At 58.7% G+C, this 24064-nt stretch carries 22 protein-coding genes and 3 tRNA genes; 21 read left to right on the plus strand and 4 right to left on the minus strand.

From position 1 onward, the window contains the following. Positions 1-16: 16 nt before the first annotated feature. The gene (locus J2W17_RS22345; protein ID WP_307339515.1) at positions 17-421 is read left to right on the plus strand and encodes an MFS transporter; all 405 of its coding nucleotides are present in this window, start codon (positions 17-19) and stop codon (positions 419-421) included. 9 nt (positions 422-430) lie between these two features. On the opposite strand, the gene J2W17_RS22350 is transcribed toward J2W17_RS22345, so the two are convergent. After that, positions 431-739 (minus strand): YhbY family RNA-binding protein, encoded by a 309-nt coding sequence (locus J2W17_RS22350; RefSeq protein WP_008057408.1) that lies wholly within the window; start codon positions 737-739, stop codon positions 431-433. Positions 740-844: 105 nt separating this feature from the next. Between J2W17_RS22350 and rlmE the strand changes: the two genes are divergently transcribed. From rlmE to J2W17_RS22435, 17 genes are all read left to right on the plus strand, one after another. Continuing rightward, positions 845-1474 carry a 23S rRNA (uridine(2552)-2'-O)-methyltransferase RlmE gene (gene rlmE / locus J2W17_RS22355; RefSeq protein WP_307339519.1) on the plus strand — a complete coding sequence of 210 codons (630 nt, stop codon included), beginning with the start codon at positions 845-847 and terminating at the stop codon, positions 1472-1474. 203 nt (positions 1475-1677) lie between these two features. Next, positions 1678-3588: an ATP-dependent zinc metalloprotease FtsH gene (ftsH, locus tag J2W17_RS22360; RefSeq protein ID WP_307339522.1), complete on the plus strand. Its 1911-nt coding sequence runs from the start codon at positions 1678-1680 to the stop codon at positions 3586-3588. Positions 3589-3596: 8 nt separating this feature from the next. Continuing rightward, complete coding sequence (folP, locus tag J2W17_RS22365) at positions 3597-4448, plus strand: dihydropteroate synthase (protein ID WP_307339525.1); 852 nt, start codon at positions 3597-3599, stop codon at positions 4446-4448. Positions 4449-4464: 16 nt separating this feature from the next. Then, entirely contained in the window at positions 4465-5802 is a 1338-nt protein-coding gene (gene glmM / locus J2W17_RS22370; protein WP_307339529.1) for a phosphoglucosamine mutase, read from the plus strand. Positions 5803-5868: 66 nt separating this feature from the next. Further along, positions 5869-6624 carry a triose-phosphate isomerase gene (tpiA, locus tag J2W17_RS22375; RefSeq protein WP_307339532.1) on the plus strand — a complete coding sequence of 252 codons (756 nt, stop codon included), beginning with the start codon at positions 5869-5871 and terminating at the stop codon, positions 6622-6624. A 4-nt stretch (positions 6625-6628) separates the two neighbouring features. Further along, entirely contained in the window at positions 6629-7012 is a 384-nt protein-coding gene (gene secG, locus J2W17_RS22380; protein ID WP_017336473.1) for a preprotein translocase subunit SecG, read from the plus strand. A 21-nt stretch (positions 7013-7033) separates the two neighbouring features. Then, a tRNA-Leu gene (locus tag J2W17_RS22385) sits at positions 7034-7119 on the plus strand. 95 nt (positions 7120-7214) lie between these two features. Next, positions 7215-7291: transfer RNA gene (locus J2W17_RS22390), tRNA-Met, on the plus strand. Between the two features lie 138 nt (positions 7292-7429). Then, positions 7430-7888, plus strand: coding sequence for a ribosome maturation factor RimP (rimP, locus tag J2W17_RS22395; protein WP_010463487.1), 459 nt, complete (start codon positions 7430-7432; stop codon positions 7886-7888). 47 nt (positions 7889-7935) lie between these two features. Further along, positions 7936-9417, plus strand: coding sequence for a transcription termination factor NusA (gene nusA / locus J2W17_RS22400; RefSeq protein WP_007900474.1), 1482 nt, complete (start codon positions 7936-7938; stop codon positions 9415-9417). Between the two features lie 27 nt (positions 9418-9444). Next, the gene (infB, locus tag J2W17_RS22405) at positions 9445-11973 is read left to right on the plus strand and encodes a translation initiation factor IF-2 (protein WP_307339539.1); all 2529 of its coding nucleotides are present in this window, start codon (positions 9445-9447) and stop codon (positions 11971-11973) included. A gap of 159 nt (positions 11974-12132) precedes the next feature. Continuing rightward, positions 12133-12534: a 30S ribosome-binding factor RbfA gene (gene rbfA, locus J2W17_RS22410; RefSeq protein WP_064679785.1), complete on the plus strand. Its 402-nt coding sequence runs from the start codon at positions 12133-12135 to the stop codon at positions 12532-12534. A gap of 3 nt (positions 12535-12537) precedes the next feature. Further along, positions 12538-13455, plus strand: coding sequence for a tRNA pseudouridine(55) synthase TruB (gene truB / locus J2W17_RS22415; RefSeq protein WP_064679784.1), 918 nt, complete (start codon positions 12538-12540; stop codon positions 13453-13455). A gap of 143 nt (positions 13456-13598) precedes the next feature. Continuing rightward, a complete protein-coding gene (gene rpsO, locus J2W17_RS22420) occupies positions 13599-13868 on the plus strand; it encodes a 30S ribosomal protein S15 (RefSeq protein ID WP_307339546.1) in 270 nt (89 codons plus the stop codon). Positions 13869-14064: 196 nt separating this feature from the next. Continuing rightward, positions 14065-16170, plus strand: coding sequence for a polyribonucleotide nucleotidyltransferase (gene pnp, locus J2W17_RS22425; protein WP_259155419.1), 2106 nt, complete (start codon positions 14065-14067; stop codon positions 16168-16170). A gap of 216 nt (positions 16171-16386) precedes the next feature. Continuing rightward, positions 16387-16462 (plus strand) — tRNA-Thr (locus J2W17_RS22430). Positions 16463-16596: 134 nt separating this feature from the next. After that, entirely contained in the window at positions 16597-16902 is a 306-nt protein-coding gene (locus J2W17_RS22435; RefSeq protein ID WP_128871926.1) for a DUF6388 family protein, read from the plus strand. Between the two features lie 127 nt (positions 16903-17029). Here J2W17_RS22435 and nadC read toward each other — a convergent pair whose 3' ends face one another. Continuing rightward, positions 17030-17878 (minus strand): carboxylating nicotinate-nucleotide diphosphorylase, encoded by an 849-nt coding sequence (gene nadC, locus J2W17_RS22440; protein ID WP_307339553.1) that lies wholly within the window; start codon positions 17876-17878, stop codon positions 17030-17032. A 230-nt stretch (positions 17879-18108) separates the two neighbouring features. Between nadC and ampD the strand changes: the two genes are divergently transcribed. The 3 genes from ampD (at position 18109) to J2W17_RS31165 (ending at position 21876) form a co-directional block, all read left to right on the plus strand. Continuing rightward, a complete protein-coding gene (gene ampD / locus J2W17_RS22445; RefSeq protein ID WP_307339836.1) occupies positions 18109-18669 on the plus strand; it encodes a 1,6-anhydro-N-acetylmuramyl-L-alanine amidase AmpD in 561 nt (186 codons plus the stop codon). Further along, the gene (ampE, locus tag J2W17_RS22450; protein ID WP_307339557.1) at positions 18666-19502 is read left to right on the plus strand and encodes a regulatory signaling modulator protein AmpE; all 837 of its coding nucleotides are present in this window, start codon (positions 18666-18668) and stop codon (positions 19500-19502) included. Before ampD ends, ampE begins: the two co-directional genes overlap by 4 nt. A 1669-nt stretch (positions 19503-21171) precedes the next feature. Continuing rightward, positions 21172-21876, plus strand: a complete 705-nt coding sequence (locus J2W17_RS31165) for a methyl-accepting chemotaxis protein (RefSeq protein WP_373460019.1) — start codon at positions 21172-21174, stop codon at positions 21874-21876. A 130-nt stretch (positions 21877-22006) separates the two neighbouring features. Here the strand turns inward: J2W17_RS31165 and J2W17_RS22460 are convergent, their stop codons facing one another. Continuing rightward, positions 22007-22783, minus strand: a complete 777-nt coding sequence (locus tag J2W17_RS22460) for a TatD family hydrolase (RefSeq protein WP_307339563.1) — start codon at positions 22781-22783, stop codon at positions 22007-22009. Between the two features lie 3 nt (positions 22784-22786). Continuing rightward, entirely contained in the window at positions 22787-23782 is a 996-nt protein-coding gene (gene cra, locus J2W17_RS22465) for a catabolite repressor/activator (protein ID WP_307339566.1), read from the minus strand. Positions 23783-24064 lie beyond the last annotated feature (282 nt).

Below are 24064 nucleotides of genomic sequence, written 5' to 3' on the forward strand. Positions count from 1 at the left end.
GCTGCATGCGGGCGCCATGCTTTGGCAACTGACCCAGATGTTATGGGTGGGTGGGCTGTGGCTGTTGCATATCGGTCTGCTGCCGGTGCTGGGCCATATCGGCCTGGCGCCGCTGCTGATCGACGAAATCGTGGACGTGCTCAATACACTGATGGTGGGATTCGCCGCAGTGTGTGTGATTTTTCAGGCTTTGGTGCTGATTCAGGCCGAGGGCCTTGCCCGTCTATGGCGCGATATTCGCGGGCAACTGCTGATGACGGCGCTGTATGCGTGTGCGATGTACTTCGCGGTGCGCTTCGGCTGGCCCGATGCGGTGCGCTGGCACGTGTTCAGCTTTCTTGTCCTGGGGTTTTCCGGGTTGGTGCTGGTGTTGCAACCGGTGCCGGGATGGAGTGGCAGGGTGCGCGAAGCACACCCTTGACCCTTGCCATCACTTGAAGCGATGAACGTTCGACAGCTGCTTGTTGACGCTGAAGTTCTTGCGGTAAATCAGTGCCATCTTGCCGATGACCTGAACCAGGTCCGCTTTGCCGACTTTGCACAGTTCTGCAATGTTCGCCAGGCGCGACTCGCGATCGAGGATGTTGAGCTTGATTTTGATCAGCTCGTGATCCGCCAAAGCGCGTTCAAGTTCGGCTAACACACCTTCAGTCAAACCGTTGTCAGCCACGATCAAAACCGGTTTCAGATGGTGGCCAATGGATTTGTACTGTTTCTTCTGCTCTTGAGTGAGCGGCATAATCTGACCCCTGCGTCTGATCTTGTAAAAAGCGGCGGCCAGTTTACCCGAGCGAGTCCGGGACCGCCCAGTTAATCACGACCCGTTTTATTTTTGAGGTGGCCCGTGGCCCGTTCCAAGACAAGCCTTAAGTGGCTGCAAAGACATGTCAATGATCCCTATGTGAAGCAGGCGCAGAAGGATGGTTACCGCTCGCGTGCGAGTTACAAGCTTCTGGAGGTCCAGGAGAAATACAAGCTGATCCGTCCGGGTATGAGCGTTGTCGACCTGGGTGCGGCGCCCGGCGGCTGGTCGCAGGTCACTAGTCGGCTGATCGGTGGCCAGGGGCGTCTGATCGCCTCGGACATCCTGGAAATGGACAGCATTCCGGACGTGACTTTCATCCAGGGTGACTTCACCCAGGACGAAGTGCTCGCTCAGATCCTTGAGGCCGTGGGTAATTCGCAGGTGGACCTTGTGATTTCCGATATGGCCCCCAATATGAGTGGTACGCCTGAGGTGGACATGCCCAAAGCCATGTTTCTATGTGAGCTGGCTCTTGATCTGGCGGCTCGGATACTCAAGCCGGGTGGTAATTTCGTGATCAAGGTGTTTCAGGGCGAAGGGTTTGATGCTTACGTGAAGGACGCTCGTCAGAAATTCGACAAGGTCCAGATGATCAAGCCGGACTCTTCCCGTGGCAGTTCCCGCGAGCAATACATGCTGGCTTGGGGCTACCGCGGCAGTAGTGAGTAAATCGAGGTTTTTTTGCGGGGCGATAGGATTTTCGTATTTCGCCTTGTAGGAATTAGCGAATATTGTGTAGGAAGTGTTTCACAAAGGGTTACAGACGGCGCCTGCCAGAGTCGTAGGTAATGTAGTAAGTTAGGCCGGTGAATATCATGCGAAGCGCGCGCCTATCAGCGGCGCTTGCTTCAGAGGGTAGTTAATTGAACGATATGGCAAAGAATCTGATCCTGTGGTTGATCATCGCGGCAGTCCTGGTGACGGTGATGAACAACTTCTCCAGCCCTAACGAGCCGCAGACCCTCAACTATTCCGACTTCATCCAGCAGGTCAAGGATGGCAAGGTCGAGCGCGTAGCCGTCGATGGCTATGTGATTACCGGCAAGCGCAACGATGGCGACAGCTTCAAGACCATCCGTCCGGCAATCCAGGATAATGGTCTGATCGGCGACCTCGTGGACAACCACGTCGTGGTCGAAGGCAAGCAGCCTGAACAGCAAAGCATCTGGACTCAGCTCCTGGTGGCGAGCTTCCCGATCCTGGTGATCATCGCCGTGTTCATGTTCTTCATGCGGCAGATGCAGGGCGGTGCCGGTGGCAAGGGCGGGCCGATGAGCTTCGGCAAGAGCAAGGCGCGCCTGCTCTCCGAAGACCAGGTGAAAACCACCCTGAATGACGTTGCCGGTTGCGACGAAGCCAAGGAAGAAGTCGGCGAGCTGGTCGAGTTCCTGCGTGACCCGGGCAAGTTCCAGCGCCTGGGCGGTCGCATTCCTCGCGGTGTGCTGATGGTCGGCCCTCCGGGTACGGGTAAAACCTTGCTCGCCAAGGCGATTGCCGGCGAAGCCAAAGTGCCGTTCTTCACCATTTCCGGTTCCGATTTCGTCGAAATGTTCGTCGGCGTCGGTGCCAGCCGTGTTCGCGACATGTTCGAGCAGGCGAAGAAACACGCGCCATGCATCATCTTCATCGATGAAATCGACGCCGTCGGTCGCCACCGTGGCGCCGGCATGGGTGGCGGTCACGACGAACGCGAACAGACGCTCAACCAGTTGCTGGTAGAGATGGACGGCTTCGAAATGAATGACGGCATCATCGTCATCGCCGCCACCAACCGTCCGGACGTACTGGACCCTGCGCTGCTGCGTCCAGGCCGTTTCGACCGTCAGGTCGTCGTTGGTCTGCCGGATATCCGTGGCCGTGAGCAGATTCTCAAGGTCCACATGCGCAAAGTGCCGATGGGTGACGACGTCGCTCCGGCCGTGATCGCCCGTGGTACCCCTGGTTTCTCCGGCGCTGACCTGGCGAACCTGGTGAACGAAGCGTCGCTGTTCGCCGCCCGTGCCGGCAAGCGCATCGTTGAAATGAAAGAGTTCGAGCTGGCCAAAGACAAGATCATGATGGGTGCCGAGCGCAAATCCATGGTCATGTCCGAGAAAGAGAAGCAGAACACCGCTTATCACGAAGCCGGCCATGCCATTGTCGGTCGCGTCGTGCCCGAGCATGACCCGGTCTACAAGGTGTCGATCATCCCGCGCGGTCGTGCGCTGGGTGTGACCATGTTCCTGCCGGAAGAAGATCGCTACAGCCTGTCCAAACGTGCGCTGATCAGCCAGATCTGCTCGCTGTACGGCGGCCGTATCGCTGAAGAAATGACCCTTGGCTTCGACGGTGTCACCACCGGTGCCTCCAACGACATCATGCGTGCCAGCCAGATTGCACGGAACATGGTGACCAAGTGGGGCCTGTCGGAAAAGCTCGGTCCGTTGATGTATGCCGAAGAAGAGGGTGAAGTGTTCCTCGGTCGTGGTGGCGGCGGTCAAGGCGCAAGCTTCTCCGGTGAGACAGCGAAGCTGATCGACTCCGAAGTGCGCAGCATCATCGACCAGTGCTACGGCACCGCCAAGCAGATCCTCACGGACAACCGTGACAAGCTCGACGCCATGGCCGATGCCTTGATGAAGTACGAAACGATCGATGCCGATCAGATCGATGACATCATGGCCGGTCGTACGCCTCGCGAACCTCGCGACTGGTCCGGTGGCACTGGTACTTCCGGAACACCTCCGGTCGTGCAGGGCGAGCGTCCGGAAACACCTATCGGCGGTCCGGCTGCTGACGTATAAGGTTTGAAATGACTTCTGTTCAGTCCTCGACCCGGTTGCCTTGCGGCAACCGGGTTCTTGATTTGGCCCTGACGCATGTCATGGGCATTCTCAATGTCACTCCCGATTCCTTTTCCGATGGTGGCCAATACAGCCAGCTCGATGCGGCCATGCGTCACGCCGAAGCCATGGTGGCGGCCGGCGCAACCCTTATCGATGTCGGTGGCGAATCGACCCGGCCGGGTGCCAGGGCGGTTTCACCGCTGGAAGAGCTCGAGCGCGTAGCGCCCATCGTCGAGCGAATTCATCGCGAGCTGGATGTGATCATCTCGGTGGATACCTCTACCCCGTCCGTCATGCGCGAAAGCGCCCGGCTTGGGGCAGGGTTGATCAATGACGTGCGGTCGCTGCAGCGCGATGGCGCGCTGGATGCGGCCGCGGCTACCGGCTTGCCGGTCTGCCTGATGCATATGCTCGGTGAGCCGGGTGACATGCAGGACAATCCGCACTATCAGGACGTGACCCGGGAAGTGGGCGAGTTTCTTGCCGGGCGCATGGCGCAATGTGCAGCGGCAGGGATTCCCGCCGAGCGGATCATTCTGGATCCGGGTTTCGGTTTCGCCAAAAACCTGCAACACAATCTAAGCTTGTTCAAGCATATGGAAGCCTTGCATGCCTTGGGGCGGCCCCTGCTGGTCGGGGTTTCGCGAAAAAGCATGATAGGTCAGGCCTTGAATCGCCCGGTCGGAGAACGCCTGCATGGCAGTCTCGCGCTCGCGGCGCTGGCCTCATTCAAGGGAGCGCGTATATTGCGCGTCCATGATGTGGCCGAAACAGTCGATGTACTGCGGATGATCGCCGCTGTGGAATCAGCCGAATAAGAATGATGGAGCGCTTATGACTAAAAAATACTTTGGTACCGACGGCATTCGTGGTCGCGTCGGCGAATACCCGATCACGCCTGATTTCATGCTCAAGCTCGGTTGGGCTGCGGGTATGGCGTTCCGCAAAATGGGCGCCTGCAAAGTGTTGGTGGGTAAGGACACCCGGATCTCCGGCTACATGTTCGAATCGGCACTCGAGGCCGGACTGACGTCGGCGGGTGCCGATGTCTTGCTCCTGGGCCCGATGCCGACACCGGCCATCGCCTACCTGACGCGCACCTTCCATGCCGAAGCGGGCATCGTGATCAGCGCCTCGCACAATCCCCACGACGACAACGGCATCAAGTTTTTCTCCGGAAGCGGCACCAAGCTGCCGGACGAAGTCGAACATATGATCGAAGAGTTGCTCGACACCCCGATGACCGTGGTCGAGTCGAGCAAGATCGGCAAGGTCTCGCGCGTCAACGATGCGTCCGGCCGCTACATCGAGTTTTGCAAGAGCAGCGTTCCGACCGGCACCAGCTTCGCGGGCCTGAAGATCGTGCTCGACTGCGCTCACGGTGCGACCTACAAGGTGGCGCCGAGTGTGTTCCGTGAGCTGGGCGCCGAAGTCGTTGTGCTGTCTGCCCATCCCAATGGCTTGAACATCAATGACAATTGCGGTTCGACCCATATGGAGCCGCTGCAGGCTGCCGTATTGGCCGAGCATGCCGATCTTGGCATTGCCTTTGATGGTGATGGCGATCGGGTGCAGATGGTCGATCACACCGGTGCTGTCGTCGACGGTGACGAATTGCTGTTCATCATCGCTCGCGATCTGCAGGAGCGTGGCAAGTTGCAGGGCGGTGTCGTCGGTACGCTGATGAGTAACCTGGGGCTGGAACTGGCCCTGGCGGACCTGGGCATTCCTTTTGTGCGGGCCAATGTCGGCGACCGTTACGTCATCTCCGAGTTGCAAGAGCGCGACTGGCTGGTGGGTGGTGAAAACTCGGGGCACATTGTCTGCTTCAGTCACACCACCACCGGTGACGCGATCATTGCCGCGTTGCAGGTACTGATGGCGCTGAAGAGGCGCACCGAAGGGCTGGCGCAATCGCGTCAGGCGCTGCGCAAGTGTCCTCAGGTGCTGATCAACGTGCGTTTCGGCGGTGGTGCAAGCCCCCTCGATCATCCGGCGGTCAAGGCGGCCAGCGAGCGCGTGACCCAGGCCATGGCCGGGCGCGGGCGCGTGCTGTTGCGCAAATCCGGGACGGAGCCGTTGGTGCGGGTAATGGTCGAAGGCGAGGACGAAACACAGGTTCGCGGCCACGCCGAAGAGCTGGCAAACCTGGTTACTGAAGTTTCTGCCTGAATTCGGCTTGCCAGCCATGATTGTGTTGGGTAACATCTGCGCCCACTTTGACCGACGAGGTACAGCATGCGTCGCCCTATGGTAGCTGGTAACTGGAAGATGCACGGTACCCGCACCAGCGTCGCTGAGCTGATTGACGGCCTCCGCCGTCTGGACTTGCCGAGCGATGTTGACGTTGCGGTATTCCCGCCTTGCCTGCATATCAATCAAGTGATTGATGGCTTGAAAGGCCAGCCGATTTCGATCGGTGCGCAGAACTCTGCGGTGGAATCCATGCAAGGCGCATTGACCGGTGAAGTTGCACCGAGTCAGTTGGTGGATGCAGGTTGTTCCCTGGTGCTTGTCGGGCACTCCGAACGCCGCCAGATCATGGGCGAGCAGGACGGAATGCTGATCCGCAAGTTCGCAGCGGCGCAGGCATGTGGCTTGATTCCGGTGTTGTGCATAGGGGAAACCCTTGAGCAGCGCGAAGCCGGGAAAACTCTTGAGGTTGTCGGGCGTCAGCTGGACAGTATCATCGAGGAGCTGGGTGTCGGCGTCTTTGCCAAGGCAGTCATCGCTTACGAGCCGGTCTGGGCCATTGGCACCGGGCTGACGGCTTCACCGCAACAGGCGCAGGATGTGCACGCAGCCATTCGCGCCCAGTTGGCGGCAAAGAATTCTGAAGTCGCGCAAGGTGTGCGGCTTCTATACGGCGGCAGCGTGAAGGCGGCCAATGCGGTCGAACTGTTCGGCATGCCGGATATCGATGGGGGGCTCATTGGTGGAGCGTCCCTGAATGCAGATGAGTTCGGTGCGATCTGTCGCGCCGCGGGAAACTGAAAAAATGCTGGAAACAGTCGTAGTCGTTTTTCATCTGCTGGGTGCATTGGGCGTAGTTGCTCTGGTTTTGCTGCAGCAGGGTAAAGGTGCGGATGCTGGCGCGTCTTTCGGAGCAGGTGCTTCAAATACTGTGTTCGGAAGCCAAGGTTCCTCTACCTTTCTTAGTAAGTTTACTGCTATACTTGCCGCAGGTTTCTTCATAACCAGCTTAGGGTTAGGTTACTTTGCTAAAGAGAAAGCTCACCAGCTGACTCAAGTAGGTTTGCCAAACCCGGCAGTGTTGGAAGTTCCAAAGCAACAACCGGCTTCTGATGATGTCCCGGTGCTTCAAGAGCAAAAGTCGGCTACTCCAGCGACTGACGTGCCTCCAGCTCAAGAGCAGAAGTAAGAAGGTTTCAAACGCAGTATTGCCGAGGTGGTGGAATTGGTAGACACGCAACCTTGAGGTGGTTGTGCCCATAGGGTGTAGGGGTTCGAGTCCCCTTCTCGGTACCAATTATCAGGAGAGCCCGCTGTTGCGGGCTTTCTTGTAGGTGGAAGGTACATTGACCCTGTGAGGGATCGGTCGTATACTTCCGCCCCAGCTTTGTCGCGGGGTGGAGCAGTCTGGTAGCTCGTCGGGCTCATAACCCGAAGGTCGTCGGTTCAAATCCGGCCCCCGCAACCAGTTTCAGGAGCCCCTTTTCAGGGGCTTTTTGTTAGCTGGACACTTTCTACGCCGCTGTTCGACGGCGTTTCAAGGATGGGCGTTTCGCCCATTTTTTTATTTTGCATAGCATGCACATACATGCACGAGGGGGTTCAGGTGTCGAGCAAGCTAGAAGAGTTGCAGGCCTTGTTGGCCCCGGTGGTCGTGGCCCTGGGCTATGAATGCTGGGGTATTGAGTTTTCGGCTCAGGGTCGCCACTCAATGTTGCGCGTTTATATTGATAAAGAGGGCGGTGTGCTGGTGGACGATTGCGCCATCGTCAGCCGTCAGATCAGCGGTGTACTGGATGTTGAAGATCCTATCGCCGTTGAATACACCCTTGAAGTTTCCTCGCCTGGCATGGAACGCCCGCTGTTCACTATTGAGCAGTTTGCAAAATTTGCCGGTGAACAAGTGAAGATCAAGCTGCGCTCGCCTTTCGAAGGGCGACGCAACTTTCAGGGCCTTCTGCGCGGTGTAGAAGAGCAGGACGTCGTGGTGCAGGTAGAAGACCATGAGTTCCTGTTGCCGATCGATATGATCGACAAGGCCAACATTATTCCCAGTTTTGACTGAGACGCGGATCCCGCGGATCCAATGGCTTGCGAAAGGCGAGGCGTACGATGAGCAAAGAAGTACTGCTGGTTGTTGAGTCGGTATCCAATGAAAAGGGCGTACCGGCAAACGTAATTTTTGAAGCGCTGGAGCTGGCTCTGGCCACTGCCACCAAGAAACGTTTCGAGGACGAAGTCGATCTGCGTGTGGAAATCAATCGCCACACCGGTGCTTACGAGACCTTCCGTCGCTGGACGGTCGTCGAAGAAGCAGACCTGGACGATCCGGCCATCGAAACCTGGCCGAGCAAGGTTGCAGAAACGCATCCTGGCGCCAAGGTTGGCGACGTAGTCGAAGAAAAGATCGAATCCATCGAATTCGGCCGCATCGCTGCACAGACTGCCAAGCAAGTCATCGTGCAGAAAGTTCGCGAAGCCGAACGTGCTCAAGTCGTTGATGCCTATCGCGAGCGCCTGGGGGAAATCATCTCCGGCACCGTGAAGAAAGTGACCCGCGACAACGTGATCGTCGACCTGGGTAACAACGCCGAAGCGTTGCTGGCCCGCGAAGACATCATTTCTCGCGAAACCTTCCGGGTTGGCGTGCGCCTGCGTGCGCTGCTCAAGGAAATCCGCACCGAGAACCGCGGCCCGCAGCTGATCCTGTCGCGTACCGCGCCGGAAATGCTGATTGAGTTGTTCCGCATCGAAGTGCCGGAAATCGCTGAAGGCCTGATCGAAGTAATGGCTGCCTCCCGTGACCCGGGTTCGCGTGCCAAGATCGCAGTCCGCTCCAAGGACAAACGCATTGACCCGCAAGGCGCTTGCATCGGTATGCGCGGTTCGCGCGTCCAGGCAGTGTCGGGCGAGTTGGGCGGCGAGCGTGTGGACATCGTCCTGTGGGACGATAACCCGGCTCAGTTCGTGATCAATGCAATGTCGCCGGCTGAAGTGGCGGCAATTATCGTTGACGAAGATGCCCATGCCATGGACATCGCCGTTGGCGCAGACAATCTGGCTCAGGCCATCGGTCGCGGAGGTCAGAACGTGCGTCTGGCCAGCCAGTTGACTGGCTGGACCCTGAACGTGATGACCGAATCGGACATCCAGGCTAAGCAGCAAGCAGAAACCGGCGACATCCTGCGCAATTTCATCGACGAGCTGGAAGTCGACGAAGACCTCGCGCAGGTGCTGGTAGATGAAGGTTTCACCAGCCTGGAAGAGATTGCCTACGTACCGTTGGAAGAAATGCTCAACATCGACGGCTTTGACGAAGAAACCGTCAACGAGCTTCGCGCTCGTGCCAAGGATCGTTTGTTGACCAAAGCCATCGCTACTGAGGAAAAGCTGGCAGACGCCCATCCGGCCGAAGACCTGCTCTCGCTTGAGGGTATGGACAAGGATTTGGCGATGGAACTGGCGGTGCGCGGCGTAATTACCCGCGAAGACCTGGCCGAGCAGTCTATTGACGATCTGCTCGACATCGACGGCATTGACGATGATCGTGCCGGCAAGTTGATCATGGCCGCCCGAGCCCACTGGTTCGAGTAATTAGGCGCGGCCTGAGGAGAGAAGTGCATGACGCAAGTCACGGTGAAACAACTGGCCGATGAGGTCAAAACACCGGTAGAGCGCCTGTTGCAGCAGATGCGTGAGGCAGGTCTGCCGCACACCGCCGCCGATGAAGGTGTGAGCGATAGTGAGAAGCAGTCTTTGCTGACTCACTTGAAGAGCAGCCACAAGGCGAAAGTGGAAGAACCGCGCAAGATTACATTGCAGCGCAAAACCACCAGCACCCTGCGTGTTGCTGGCAGCAAAAGCATCAGCGTTGAAGTACGCAAGAAGAAAGTCTTCGTACAGCGCAGCCCGGAAGAAATCGAAGCCGAGCGCAAACGCGAACTGGATGAACGTCGTGCAGTAGAAAATGCTGCACGCCAGAAGGCTGAAGAAGAAGCCAAGCGTCGCGCCGAAGAAGAAGCGCGTCGCCAGCCTGCTGCTGCGCAAACCGCTACCAACGACGCCGTTGCAGCACCTGCTGCAGTTGCCCAACCCGTACGCGAAAGCGCACCGGTCGTGGCCGCTGCACCAGCGCCGTCTGCAGACGTTCGCAACAAGCAGAACGAACAGCGCCGTCCGGACAAACCACGTGCCGACGATAACAGTCGTCGTGGCAGTGGCGATGGCGAGCGCAAAAACGCTCCGCATCGTGCGTCGGTCAAGGAAAAAGCGCCTGCTCCACGGGTTGCTCCACGTACGACCGACGAAGAAAGCGATGGCTTCCGTCGCGGTGGTCGCGGCAAGGCCAAGCTGAAGAAGCGCAACGCTCACGGTTTCCAGAGCCCAACAGGCCCTGTCGTGCGTGATGTGCAGATTGGCGAGACCATCACTGTTGGCGATCTCGCCCAGCAGATGTCGGTCAAAGCTGCTGAAATCATCAAGTTCATGTTCAAACTGGGTACTCCAGCGACCATCAACCAGGTGCTTGATCAGGAAACTGCTCAGCTTGTGGCTGAGGAGTTGGGCCACAAAGTGACCCTGGTCAGCGACACCGCCCTGGAAGATTCCCTGGCCGAGTCCCTGAAGTTTGAAGGTGAGACGTTCTCCCGTGCACCGGTTGTGACCGTAATGGGCCACGTCGACCACGGTAAGACCTCGCTGCTCGACTACATCCGTCGTGCCAAGGTAGCTGCTGGCGAAGCCGGCGGGATCACCCAGCACATCGGTGCGTACCACGTTGAAACCGAGCGCGGCATGGTCACCTTCCTCGACACCCCGGGTCACGCTGCGTTTACCGCAATGCGTGCCCGTGGTGCCAAGGCGACCGACATCGTGATCCTGGTGGTTGCAGCGGACGACGGCGTGATGCCGCAGACCATTGAAGCTGTCCAGCACGCCAAGGCTGCCGGTGTTCCACTGGTTGTTGCTGTGAACAAGATCGACAAGCCGGGCGCCGATCTCGATCGCATCCGTAGCGAACTGTCGGTTCACGGCGTGACCTCGGAAGAGTGGGGCGGCGATACCCCGTTCGTATCGGTTTCGGCGAAAGTCGGTACCGGCGTGGACGAGTTGCTCGAAGCTGTTCTGCTGCAAGCCGAAGTTCTGGAACTGAAAGCAACGCCTTCGGCTCCAGGCCGTGGCGTCGTGGTTGAATCGCGTCTCGACAAGGGCCGTGGCCCGGTTGCGACCGTTCTGGTTCAAGACGGTACCCTGCGCCAAGGCGACATGGTCCTGGTCGGTTCGAACTACGGCCGTGTACGTGCCATGCTCGACGAGAACGGCAAGCCAATCAAGGAAGCCGGTCCATCCATCCCTGTCGAGATCCTCGGCCTGGACGGTACTCCGGACGCTGGCGACGAGATGAGCGTGCTGTCGGATGAGAAGAAAGCCCGTGAAGTGGCTCTGTTCCGTCAAGGCAAGTTCCGCGAAGTCAAACTGGCTCGCGCTCACGCCGGCAAGCTTGAAAACATCTTCGAAAACATGGGCCAGGCAGAGAAGAAGACGCTTAACATCGTCCTCAAATCTGACGTCCGTGGTTCGCTGGAAGCGTTGAACGGCGCCTTGAACGGCCTGGGTAACGACGAAGTGCAAGTGCGTGTTGTCGGTGGCGGTGTCGGTGGTATCACCGAATCCGACGCCAACCTGGCACTGGCCTCCAACGCTGTACTGTTCGGCTTCAACGTGCGTGCCGATGCCGGCGCTCGCAAGATCGTCGAGCAGGAAGGCCTGGATATGCGTTACTACAACGTGATCTACGACATCATCGAAGACGTCAAGAAAGCCCTCACCGGTATGTTGGGCAGCGATGTTCGCGAGAACATCCTGGGTATCGCTGAAGTGCGTGACGTGTTCCGTTCGCCGAAGTTTGGCGCGATCGCCGGTTGCATGGTTATCGAAGGTGTTGTTCACCGTAACCGTCCAATCCGTGTACTGCGTGAAGACATCGTTATCTTCGAAGGCGAGCTGGAATCCCTGCGCCGCTTCAAGGATGACGCTTCCGAAGTACGTGCCGGCATGGAATGCGGTATTGGCGTCAAGAGCTACAACGACGTCAAGCCTGGCGACAAGATCGAAGTTTACGAGAAGGTTCAGGTTGCTCGCAGCCTCTGACTCGCGCACTTCAAGGGCCACGATGAGCCGCCGCATGCAGATGCGCGGCACAGCGTCAGGACTCTAAACGCAACGCCCGGTCTGGCTTTTGTCAGGCCGGGCGTTTGCCGCTTTCAGACCCCGCGGGTTTCACCGTGAGGCAGTAACAGGTAACAAGACATGGCAAAAGAATACAGCCGTACCCAACGTATCGGCGATCAGATGCAGCGTGAGCTGGCACAGCTGATCCGTCGTGAAGTCAAAGACCCCCGCGTCGGCCTGGTCACCATTACCGCTGTTGAAGTCAGCCGTGACGTCGGTCACGCCAAGATCTTCATCACCGTGATGGGTCAGGATAATGCCGAAGACATCGCGCAGAGCATCAAGGTGCTCAACTCCGCCGCCGGTTTCCTGCGCATGCAGTTGGCCCGTGAAATGAAGTTGCGCAGCGTTCCGCAGTTGCACTTCCACTACGACGAAAGCGTCGTGCGTGGCGCGCACCTGTCGGCCCTGATCGAGCGCGCGGTCGCTGAAGACAGTCAGCGCCCGGTTGCGGCTGAAGCCGAAGACACCAAGGAGTAATCGGTGGCTCAGGTCAAACGTATCCGTCGTAACGTCAGTGGCATCATTCTGCTCGACAAACCGCTGGGGTTTACCTCCAACGCGGCGTTGCAGAAGGTTCGCTGGCTGCTGAACGCCGAGAAAGCCGGGCACACCGGCAGTCTCGATCCGCTGGCCACCGGCGTGCTGCCGTTGTGCTTCGGCGAGGCCACCAAGTTCTCGCAATACCTGCTTGATTCCGACAAAGCCTATGAAACCCTGGCGCAATTGGGCAAGACCACCACCACGGCCGATGCCGAAGGTGAAGTTTTGCTTGAGCGGCCGGTGACCGTTGGTCGCGCCGATGTCGAAGCGGTGCTGCCCGGTTTTCGCGGGCAAATCAGTCAGATACCGCCGATGTACTCGGCACTCAAGCGTGATGGCCAGCCTCTGTACAAGCTGGCCCGTGCAGGCGAAGTAGTGGAGCGCGAACCGCGTTCTGTTACTATTGCGCGCTTGGAATTGCTGGCTTTTGAAGGTGATACTGCGCGGCTGGCGGTGGATTGCAGCAAAGGCACCTATATCCGCACCCTGGTGGAGGATATCGGTGAGCAACTCGGTTGTGGCGCCTACGTTGCTGAACTGCGACGTACCCAGGCCGGGCCTTTCACCCTGGCGCAGACTGTCACGCTTGAGGAGCTGGAAGCGGTACATGCCGAAGGCGGCAACGAAGCGGTCGATCGCTTCCTGATGCCATCGGACAGCGGCCTGCTGGATTGGCCGCTGTTGCAGTTCTCGGAGCACAGCTCGTTCTACTGGCTCAACGGCCAGCCGGTACGCGCCCCGGATGCACCGAAGTTCGGCATGGTACGGGTGCAGGATCACAACGGTCGCTTCATCGGTATCGGTGAAGTGAGCGAAGACGGGCGCATCGCGCCACGTCGACTGATTCGGTCAGAATGACCGGAAACCGGTCCGTGTAACAGCGGGCCGGCGAGGGTGGCTGTCAACAGGCACGGTCACTACTCATTTTTAGATACAGGGATTTGTCCCTGGCCTGTTGAAACTGTTTTTCTGAAACAGTTTCCTGATAAAAGGATTGCCTCATGGCTCTCGACGTTCAAGAAAAAGCTCAAATCGTATCTGACTACCAGCAAGCTGTTGGTGACACTGGTTCGCCAGAAGTGCAAGTTGCACTGCTGACCCACAACATCAACAAACTGCAAGGTCACTTCAAGGCCAACGGTAAAGATCACCACTCCCGTCGTGGTCTGATCCGCATGGTAAACCAGCGCCGTAAGCTGCTGGACTACCTGAAAGGCAAGGATCTGGGTCGCTATCAGACTCTGATCGGTCGCCTGGGTCTGCGTCGCTAATCAGCGATTGCGCTAGAGGTTGGTTGTCTGTCGTGCGTCAGCGGATTTCCCGCTGGCGCAGGGCAGGCTCCCAGCCTCAAGTTTTATCTGGATACAACGTTTTACCCTGGACAGGCGTTGGGCCGATTCCCGACATTGCCCAAGAATTTCGCAAGAAGACAAGTTCCCCAAGAGCCACAAAAGAAGGTAGGACACCGTGAACCCGGTTATCAAAAAATTCCAGTTCGGTCAGTCGACCGTTACCCTCGAGACTGGCCGTATCGCCCGTCAGGCCTCCGGCGCAGTATTGGTCACCGTTGACGACGACGTCAGCGTGTTGGTGACTGTGGTCGGCGCCAAGCAAGCCGATCCAGGCAAGGGCTTCTTCCCCCTGTCCGTTCACTACCAGGAAAAGACTTACGCTGCCGGTAAGATCCCTGGCGGTTTCTTCAAGCGTGAAGGCCGTCCTTCCGAGAAAGAAACCCTGACTTCCCGACTGATCGACCGTCCGATCCGTCCGCTGTTCCCAGAAGGCTTCATGAACGAAGTGCAGGTTGTCTGCACCGTCGTTTCCACCAGCAAGAAGACCGATCCGGACATCGCTGCGATGATCGGTACCTCGGCAGCCCTGGCCATCTCCGGCATTCCTTTCGATGGCCCTATCGGCTGTGCACGCGTTGCGTTCCACGAAAGCACCGGCTACCTGCTGAACCCGACTTACGAACAACAGAAAGCTTCGAGCCTGGACATGGTCGTTGCCGGTACTTCGGAAGCTGTGTTGATGGTTGAATCGGAAGCCAAAGAGCTGACCGAAGACCAGATGCTGGGCGCGGTACTGTTTGCTCACGACGAGTTCCAGGTTGTGATCAACGCCGTTAAAGAACTGGCCGCTGAAGCTGCCAAGCCAACCTGGACCTGGACTCCACAGCCAGAAGCCACCGCTCTGCTGGGCGCTATCCGTGCCGAGTTCGGCGACGCGATCTCCCAGGCTTACACCATCACCATCAAGGCCGACCGTTACGCTCGCCTGGGTGAGCTGAAGGACCAGGTTGTTGCCAAGCTGTCCGGTGAAGAAGGCCAGCCTTCTTCCAGCGAAGTGAAAGCAGCGTTTGGCGAAATCGAATACCGCACCGTTCGCGAAAACATCGTAAACGGCAAGCCACGTATCGACGGCCGCGACACCAAGACCGTACGTCCTTTGAACATCGAAGTCGGTGTTCTGCCAAAGACCCACGGTTCGGCTCTGTTCACCCGTGGCGAAACCCAGGCCCTGGTTGTTGCAACTCTGGGCACCGCCCGTGACGCACAGCTGCTGGACACCCTGGAAGGCGAGAAAAAAGACCCGTTCATGCTGCACTACAACTTCCCTCCGTTCTCGGTAGGTGAGTGTGGCCGCATGGGTGGCGCCGGTCGTCGCGAAATCGGTCACGGCCGTCTGGCCCGTCGTTCGATTGCAGCCATGCTGCCGGCTGCCGACGTGTTCCCGTACACCATCCGTGTCGTGTCGGAAATCACCGAGTCCAACGGTTCGAGCTCCATGGCTTCGGTCTGCGGCGCTTCCCTGGCCCTGATGGATGCCGGTGTTCCAATGAAGGCTCCGGTTGCCGGTATCGCCATGGGTCTGGTCAAGGAAGGCGAGAAGTTCGCCGTACTGACCGACATCCTGGGTGACGAAGACCACCTGGGCGACATGGACTTCAAAGTAGCCGGTACCGCCAAAGGCGTGACCGCGCTGCAGATGGACATCAAGATCAAGGGCATCACCGAAGAAATCATGGAGATCGCTCTGGGCCAAGCCCTGGAAGCGCGCCTGAACATCCTCGGTCAGATGAACCAGATCATTGGCCAGTCGCGTACCGAACTGTCGGAAAACGCTCCGACCATGATCGCGATGAAAATCGACACCGACAAAATCCGTGATGTCATCGGTAAAGGCGGCGCGACCATTCGTGCGATCTGTGAAGAAACCAAGGCTTCGATCGATATCGAAGACGACGGTTCGATCAAGATCTTCGGCGAAACCAAGGAAGCGGCTGAAGCGGCACGTCAGCGCGTTCTGGGCATCACCGCTGAAGCCGAGATCGGCAAGATCTACGTGGGCAAGGTTGAGCGCATCGTCGACTTCGGCGCATTCGTCAACATCCTGCCTGGCAAGGACGGTCTGGTTCACATCTCGATGCTGAGCGACGCTCGCGTAGAGAAAGTGACCGACATCCTGAAAGAAGGCCAGGAAGTGGAAGTACTGGTACTGGACGTGGACAACCGCGGCCGTATCAAGCTGTCCATCAAAGACGTAGCAGCGGCCAAGGCTTCGGGCGTTTAATCACCCCCAACGCCTGACCGTTTCAACGTTGTAGAAATGCCCCGCAGTGAAAGCTGCGGGGCATTTTTTTTACTCTGTACGCAAAGATCAAAAGATCGCAGCCTGCGGCAGCTCCTGCGTACGTTCGATGCAGGAGCTGGCGCAGGCTGCGATCTTTTGCTTTTAACGTTGTGTGAAGTTGCCTGACTCCATGGTCAGTGCTAGGTTTAGCCCACCGCCCGTGTAGCTCAGCCGGTAGAGCAGCGCACTCGTAACGCGAAGGTCGCAGGTTCGATTCCTGTCTCGGGCACCAGCGACACTTTGTTTTCAGATGATCCCGAATGGTTCTGAAGGCCAGATAAACCAGGTTTACGCGGTTTTTTTGCGTCAGAGAGATCCTTGATGATCCAGATCCATCTTCCATTCCCCAAGATCAGAGAGAACGACATGACCGTTAAAGAATTGACTCAAGAAGCCCGTCACGAAGAAGCGCTGAAAAAATATTTGCTGGAATCCCCCCAGCTCGCTGAAGAGATCAAGGACTTGCCAGCCGATGATCAGAAAGACCAGATCCAGTGGGCGTTCGAGGATGAAGCGGAATCCCAGGGCTTGCAGCCGTGGGAGCTGACGCTCAAGTACACCTCATCCCCTGAAGAGTTCGAGGCGGCGCGCCTGGTGCTGCACAAGGAGGCGGCCGAGGTGTTGGGCGTCGAGTGGGAAGAGTACTGCGAGATGAATAACCTGGTGGTTTGACAGATAACCACGCAAAACCTGTGGGAGCGAGCTTGCTCGCGATGAACTCAAGAGCGACGCGTTCATTCAGACAGCACGCATCATCGTTGTCGTCCATCGCGAGCAAGCTCGCTCCTACAGTTTTAAATCAGAGGCTCAGCCGCATCGACAGATCGACAGCCTTCACATCCTTGGTCATCGCACCGATCGAAATGTAATCCACCCCGGTCTGCGCAATCGGCAGCAGCGTACTTTCGTTGATCCCGCCGCTGGCCTCCAGCTTGGCCTTGCCGCCATTCAGGCGCACCGCTTCGCGCATGTCTTCCAGGCTCAATTCATCGAGCATGATGATGTCGGCACCGGCCGCCAGCGCTTCTTTGAGCTCACTCAAGCTTTCCACCTCGATCTCCACCGGTTTGCCCGGGGCAATCTTGTGCGCGGCGTTGATGGCTTCGGGAATGCCACCGCAAGCGGCGATATGGTTTTCCTTGATGAGGAAGGCGTCATACAGGCCAATACGATGATTGTGGCACCCGCCGCAGGTCACGGCGTACTTCTGGGCCAGGCGCAGCCCGGGCAGGGTCTTGCGTGTGTCCAGCAGCTTCACTTGGGTCTGGGCAACGAAATCCGCCAGATCCTGGGCACGGGTGGCAACCCCCGACAGCAACTGCAGGAAGTTCAACGCGCTGCGTTCGCCGGTCAGCAGCGAGCGTGCCGGGCCTTCGAGGTGGAACAGCGCCTGATTGGGTTTCACCCGTTCGCCATCGCGCACTTGCCAATGCACGGCGACCCGCGGGTCCACTTGCCGGAAAACCGCATCGACCCACGCGGTGCCGGCAATGACGGCGGCGTCGCGAGTGATGATGGTGGCTTTGGCCAGACGTTCGGCCGGGATCAGCTGCGCAGTGATGTCGCCGCTGCCGATGTCTTCGAGCAACGCACGGCGCACGTTGGCTTCGATTTCGGCGGTCAGATCGGCGAGACGTAGATTCGGCATAACGGACTCCACAAACAAAGTGGTTCGATTATAGGGCCATGGCGGGGAGCAACCCAAGGCATCAGCGTCTGCCATCGTTGTGAAAGCTGCATTTGATCGATTCACCGGATCGTCCGTGGCCGGGAGTCAGTGATCGACCCTGCAACGATTCAATCGCGGCAAGTGATCGCGCGCCGAGGGTCTATCGCGGCATACTGGGCGCCAACACAGTCGTCGTTGAAGGAATCTGTATGCAGTTGGACCCCGCGAGCGGTTGGTGTGAGGGTGTGCGTTTATGCCCATCGCCCAACTTCAATGCGCGCCCCCTGGGCGAAATTTCCCTGTTGGTGATCCATAACATCAGCCTGCCGCCGGCACAATTTGCCACGGGCAAGGTGCAGGCGTTTTTTCAGAATCGTCTGGATGTCACGGAGCATCCCTATTTCGAGGGGATTGCCGACCTGCGTGTGTCGGCGCACTTCTTGATCGAACGTGATGGCACTGTCACTCAGTTTGTCTCTTGTCTCGAGCGCGCCTGGCATGCCGGAGTTTCAAGTTTTGAAGGTCGGGAAACCTGTAACGATTTTTCCGTGGGCATCGAGCTCGAAGGCACGGATGATCTGCCATTCACCGACGAGCAATATGACGCGTTGACGGCCCTGACCCGGCAGCTGCAAAGCACCTTCACGGCCATCACCGCACAGCGTATATGCGGGCACAGCGACATAGCCCCCGGTCGAAAAACCGATCCGGGGCCAGCATTCGACTGGGCACGCTATCGCGCCGCTCTGGAAAAAGAGGAACGACAATGAGTTTTCTGGTGTTGCTGCTGGCGGTCTGGATCGAGAAATTCTCGGCCCTGCGCCACCGGGTCCAGCGCGATGAGGGTTGGGTACGCGAGCTGCACAAGCTTGAGGCCAGCCCGCGCCTGGTCAAACGGCCATGGCTGATCCTGGTGTTACTGGTGTTGTTGCCCGTGGCGTTGCTGGGTTTGCTGTTGCTGGTGCTGGAACCGGTGGCTTACGGCCTTCTGGCGTTGCCGGTTCATTTGCTGGTGGTGATTTACAGCCTGGGTCGCGGCGATCTGCTGGCGGGCCTTGGTCCGTTTCGCGATGCCTGGCGCCGGGAAGACCTGCAAGCCGCCGCCCACGTGGCGGAACGTGACCTGGGTATCTGCGCCGACAGCGCTGACCAGCTGCTGGAGCGGGTCCAGGGTCATCTGCTGTGGGAGGCTTACCAGAGTTTCTTTGCGGTGATTTTCTGGTATTTCCTGCTGGGACCGGTTGCCGCGTTGAGCTATCGACTGCTGGCGCTGGCCGAAGCGCACGGGCAGAACCCGGCCGTGGTCGAGCGTGCGGCACAACTGCGGCACGCATTCGATTGGGTGCCGGTGCGGTTGCTGGCGGCGAGTTTTGCGTTGGTCGGCAACTTTGTCGCGGTCGGCCGGGTGATGTTGCACGAGCTGCTGAACTGGAACATCAGCGCCGCCCGGTTGATAGAGAAAGTCGGATTGGTGGCGGGTGAAATTCCGGCGCCGGTGGTCGGACCGGATGGCATCAACAGCCTCGACCGGATCTGGGAACTGCTGCTGCGCGCGGCGGTGCTCTGGTATGCGGGGTTTGCGTTGTGGACTGTGCTGTCGTAGCGTTGTAGGAGCGAGCTTGCTCCGGGCGGCTTTCCGACGATGGTCGTTAACGATTACGCGTTTCTACTGAATAAACGCGTCGCCCTAAAGTCCATCGTCGGAACGCCGCCCGGAGCAAGCTCGCTCCTCCAGTAAGCCGGACTGAATGTCATTGGGGCGAGCCCCCTCACCCGAAAGGTATCGATCGTCCGAAGACATCACCTGTTCGATGAACAGCCCCGCCGTTAACCTTAAGTTACAAAACCTCCCGCCGATTTAAGTTATACAGAGACAGCGCCCGAATAGTGGCAATCTGCTCTCGACCCGCGCCTTAATAAAAATAAAAATCCAAGGGAGACCACCAGTGAAGAGCTTGCTCTATCCCGCCGTCGCGCTGATGAACCGCCTGAGTTTCGGCATGAAATTCAGTCTGATCAGCGTGCTGTTCCTCGTGCCGATGCTGGTGACCAACTTCTATCTGGTACGCGATTCCTATCGCGAATTCCAGGGCACCCGGGTCGAACTGCAAAGCCTCGACCTGCTGGGCAGCAGCCTGACGTTGCGGCGCGATATGGAGACCCTGAACAACCTGGTGCAGATCTACGTCACCCTGGGCCAATCCGGCAAGGCCAGCAATGTCGAAGGCAAAATCGTTGCCTTGGAGCAAAGCGTCCTCGCGCGTTTGCAGGGGTTCGTGGCGATGGCCACCGATCCGGAGCAAATCAGCGTATTCGACGCCAAGCGCGATGAAATGCTTGCTGCGTTCAAGGCCCAACAGACGGAAACCTCGATGCAGAGCAAAAGTGCGCTGATCGGCAAGTTGCTGGGCAACGCGCAGATTTTCAGCCAGATCATCGCCAGTCAGGCCGGACTCAGCCGTGACAACCAAAGCGACATGCGTCAGCTGAGCGAACTCATCACCAACGTCACCCCCCTCATCACCCAGACCCTGGGCGATGGACGGGCCATGGGCGCTTACTCCCTGGGGCAGGGCTTTCTCAATTCTTCCTCCAGCACCCGTTTCGACGAGCTACTGGCACAGATCGAAAAACTGCACGCCGAATACGGCCTGAAGTTGCAGGATGCGCTGGGTTCAAGCAACGCGGCAAAACAAACCCTGGCCGGCCAGGCGGAGAGCAGTAGAGCGTCGCTGAAAAAAGCCATCGAGCTGTTCGAAGAACAGGTGGTGATGGCCGACACCCTGGATACGCCGTGGCAGGCCTTTTATGATCAGGTCACCGGCCTGGTGGATCAGACCTATCAACTCAACGAAGCCACCTTGACGTTTCTGGGCGCTCAACTGCAGCAGCGGCTCGATCAGAACCGCACTCACATGGTGTTGCAGGCCGTGGCGTTATCGGTGGTGTTTGTATTGATTTTTTACCTTTACGGCGGCTTCTACGCATCGACCCGCACCACGCTCAAACGCCTTGGCGCGATGATGGACAAGGTGGCGGCCGGCGACATGACAGTGACCTTCAACGCCAACAGCCGCGATGAACTGGGCGAGTTGGGCGAGGTGTTCAACGGCACCGTGAAGAAAATCCATGACTTGATCGAGCGGGTGGGGCAAACCGTCGGCGAGGTCGAGCGCCAGGCCGGCCAGGTCGAAAACGTCTCCACCCAGAGTAGTCACGCGGTGGCAGGGCAACGTTCGCAGATCGAGCAGGTCGCCACGGCCATGAATCAGATGTCGGCTACCTCACTGGAGGTGGCGCGCAGTGCCGCCGCGGCGGTCAGCAGCGCCCACAGCGTCAACGACGAGACCATCAGCGGTCGCGGGCTGGTGGAGTCCCAACAGGGCAGCATCGCTGCTCTGGCTAACGAGATCGATCAGTCGGTGCGGGTAATCAATCAACTGGCCAGCGACAGTCAATCCATCAGTCGCGTACTGGAAGTGATCAAAAGCATCGCCGAGCAGACCAATCTGCTGGCCCTCAACGCCGCCATCGAAGCCGCTCGGGCCGGTGAACAGGGCCGGGGATTTGCGGTGGTGGCGGATGAGGTCCGGACCCTGGCCAAGCGTACCCAGCAATCGACCGGAGAAATCGAGCAGATGATCGCCCGTCTGCACAGCGGTGTCGGCGCTGCGGTGAAGGCCATGGGCGCCAGCCATCAGATGGCCAGCGGCACTGTGGGGCAATCGGAAAAGGTCCAGCGGGCGCTGGACAACATACTCGGCGCCGTCGGCATGATCGTCGACCAGAACCAGCAGATCGCTGCTGCGGTGGAGCAGCAAACCGCGGTGGCGCACGATATCGACCAGAACATCGTCGAGATCAACCGCGCCGGAGAGCGGACCGCCGACGGTGCGCACCGGACTGAGCATGCCAGTCGTGCGTTGTCGGCTCAGGTGGTGGAACTCAAACAGCTGATCAGCGCGTTCCGGGTGTGATGCCACACCGCGGACAATTGTGGGAGCGGGCTTGCTCGCGAAAGCGGTCTGTCAGTCACGGCGATGCTGGATGTGCCGCCGCCTTCGCCAGCAAGCCGGCTCCTACAGGGGGGTTGTGTGCATCAATGGGCTACCAGTTGAACAACTCACAGGCATTGGTGGTGCTGGCAGCCGCCAGTTGTTCGGGACTGACCGCCATAATCCCCGCCAGTGCCTCGCAGATCGCCGGCAAATGCGCCGGGCTGTTGCGTTGACCGGGAAACATGGCGGGCGCCATGTCCGGCGAATCGGTTTCCAGTACCACTGAATCCAGCGGCAGCTCGGCAAGGACACGGTGCATGCGCAGCGCCTGGGGCCAGGTCGCGGCGCCGCCGAGACCGAGCTTGAAACCCAGCTTGATGTACTCGCGGGCTTCTTCCTTGCTGCCAGCGAAAGCGTGGATGATCCCCGCGCGTTGCAGCTTGAACCGTTTGAGGGTGGCAATCACCGCCGCATGGCTGCGCCGCACATGGATCAGCGCCGGCAGATCGAAGTCCTTCGCCAGCCCAAGCTGCGCCTCGAACAGCACTTGCTGACGTTCGCGATCGAGGCTCTCGATGAAGTAATCCAGGCCGATCTCGCCCACCGCGCACAACTGTCGATGACCGGTTAACCGAGTCAGCCAGTTGCCGAGTTCCTTCAGGTCTTCAGGGCGGTGATCATCCAGAAACACCGGGTGCAAACCGAACGCCCCATGCAGGTCGGGATCGCTTTGCACCAGATCCCAGACCCGCTGCCAGTTGCCCTGATACACCCCCAGCACCACGATGCGCCGCACACCCAGGGCGCGGCTTTCGGCCAGCAGTGCCTGACGGTCCTCGTCGAAGTCCGGGAAATCCAGATGAGTGTGGCTATCGATCAGCTCCACGATTCAGTCCTGACGAATACGCTGCTTGAAGGTCCGCGCGATGGCCTGCACGCCGGGTTGGTAATCGGACTGCTCGATGGCGGCCAGCGCCAGCGCCAGCGCCTTGTCGGCAATCAGTTGATGCTGTTGGGCCATGGCATTGACCGGCAGTGGCAAGAAGTCCAGCAACTGCGTATCGCCAAAGGTGCCAAGGCGCAGCGGGCGACTCTTCAGAGGGAAATCGTGCAAGGCATCGAACACCCCCTGCAGCAGCACATAGGACGTGGTCACCAGCGCATCGGGCAAATGGCCCAGGCGCTGGAGCAATTCTTCCATCAACTGTTTGCCGCACTCACGGCTGAACGATTCGCCGTGTTTGATCATGATTTCGCCGTCAAACCCGGCCAACGCCTCTTTGAAACCGGCCGCACGCTCCTGGCTGATGCTCAGTTCCGGACGGGCACCGATCAGCGCGATCTGCTTGGGCAACGGCTCAAGCAGACTGCGCGTAAGCTGCAGGCTGGCCTCGCGATCGTCGCTGATCACCGAGCAGAAATGTTCAGGCTCCATCACCCGGTCGATGGCGATGATCGGAATGCCCTTTGCTTGCAACTGACGGTAACTGTCATCACCCGCCGGCAGGCAACTGGCGACAATCAGCGCGTCGCAGCGCCGGGCGCGGAACAGTTGCAATAACTGCCGTTCGCTGTCAGGCGCATCGTCGGAGCTGGCGATCAACAACTGATAGCCACGCGCCCGGGCGCCTTGTTCCAGCAGTTTGGCGATCCGCGCGTAACTGGGGTTTTCCAGGTCCGGCAGAATGAAGCCCAGGGTGCGCGTGTGTCGACTGCGCAATCCGGCGGCCTGGGGATTGGGCGTGAAGCCATGTTGTTTGACGACCGCCCGCACGCGTTCGACGGTGGCACTGCTGATGCGTTGCTGTTCGGCCTTGCCGTTGATGACATAACTGGCGGTGGTAACGGACACACCGGCCAACTGTGCAATATCACTGAGTTTCAACCCGGGATTTCCTTGTTTTTTCGAGCTTGCCGCGACATTTACGCCAATCCTAACCGATTCGGTCAGATGACCCTTGTCTCAACGCATCCGACAAGTTGGGCTTCAAGGATGAGACATTATCGAGTAACGTGCCAACCATTCTAGATTAAACGTTTCAGCAAGCGTATTTTCTACGTCATGACGCCTTTGGCTGGTGCTGCCGCAAAACTGCCAAAACTGCCTGCCAAGCGCCTAAGCTGGAATCATCTAAAACAATACCTGGTGCCCAGGCACCAAAAAGGA

The organism is Pseudomonas lini, assembly GCF_030812475.1.
GTDB lineage: Bacteria > Pseudomonadota > Gammaproteobacteria > Pseudomonadales > Pseudomonadaceae > Aquipseudomonas > Aquipseudomonas lini_A.

Excerpts from the sequence above, each read along its gene's own strand:
- J2W17_RS22345 (WP_307339515.1), top strand. The coding sequence starts at position 17 with ATGCTTTGGCAACTGACCCAGATGTTATGGGTGGGTGGGCTGTGGCTG.
- J2W17_RS22350 (WP_008057408.1), bottom strand. The coding sequence starts at position 739 with ATGCCGCTCACTCAAGAGCAGAAGAAACAGTACAAATCCATTGGCCAC.
- ftsH (WP_307339522.1), top strand. The coding sequence starts at position 1,678 with ATGGCAAAGAATCTGATCCTGTGGTTGATCATCGCGGCAGTCCTGGTG.
- folP (WP_307339525.1), top strand. The coding sequence starts at position 3,597 with ATGACTTCTGTTCAGTCCTCGACCCGGTTGCCTTGCGGCAACCGGGTT.
- glmM (WP_307339529.1), top strand. The coding sequence starts at position 4,465 with ATGACTAAAAAATACTTTGGTACCGACGGCATTCGTGGTCGCGTCGGC.
- tpiA (WP_307339532.1), top strand. The coding sequence starts at position 5,869 with ATGCGTCGCCCTATGGTAGCTGGTAACTGGAAGATGCACGGTACCCGC.
- secG (WP_017336473.1), top strand. The coding sequence starts at position 6,629 with ATGCTGGAAACAGTCGTAGTCGTTTTTCATCTGCTGGGTGCATTGGGC.
- nusA (WP_007900474.1), top strand. The coding sequence starts at position 7,936 with ATGAGCAAAGAAGTACTGCTGGTTGTTGAGTCGGTATCCAATGAAAAG.
- infB (WP_307339539.1), top strand. The coding sequence starts at position 9,445 with ATGACGCAAGTCACGGTGAAACAACTGGCCGATGAGGTCAAAACACCG.
- rbfA (WP_064679785.1), top strand. The coding sequence starts at position 12,133 with ATGGCAAAAGAATACAGCCGTACCCAACGTATCGGCGATCAGATGCAG.
- rpsO (WP_307339546.1), top strand. The coding sequence starts at position 13,599 with ATGGCTCTCGACGTTCAAGAAAAAGCTCAAATCGTATCTGACTACCAG.
- J2W17_RS22435 (WP_128871926.1), top strand. The coding sequence starts at position 16,597 with ATGACCGTTAAAGAATTGACTCAAGAAGCCCGTCACGAAGAAGCGCTG.
- nadC (WP_307339553.1), bottom strand. The coding sequence starts at position 17,878 with ATGCCGAATCTACGTCTCGCCGATCTGACCGCCGAAATCGAAGCCAAC.
- ampD (WP_307339836.1), top strand. The coding sequence starts at position 18,109 with ATGCAGTTGGACCCCGCGAGCGGTTGGTGTGAGGGTGTGCGTTTATGC.
- ampE (WP_307339557.1), top strand. The coding sequence starts at position 18,666 with ATGAGTTTTCTGGTGTTGCTGCTGGCGGTCTGGATCGAGAAATTCTCG.
- J2W17_RS31165 (WP_373460019.1), top strand. The coding sequence starts at position 21,172 with ATGTCGGCTACCTCACTGGAGGTGGCGCGCAGTGCCGCCGCGGCGGTC.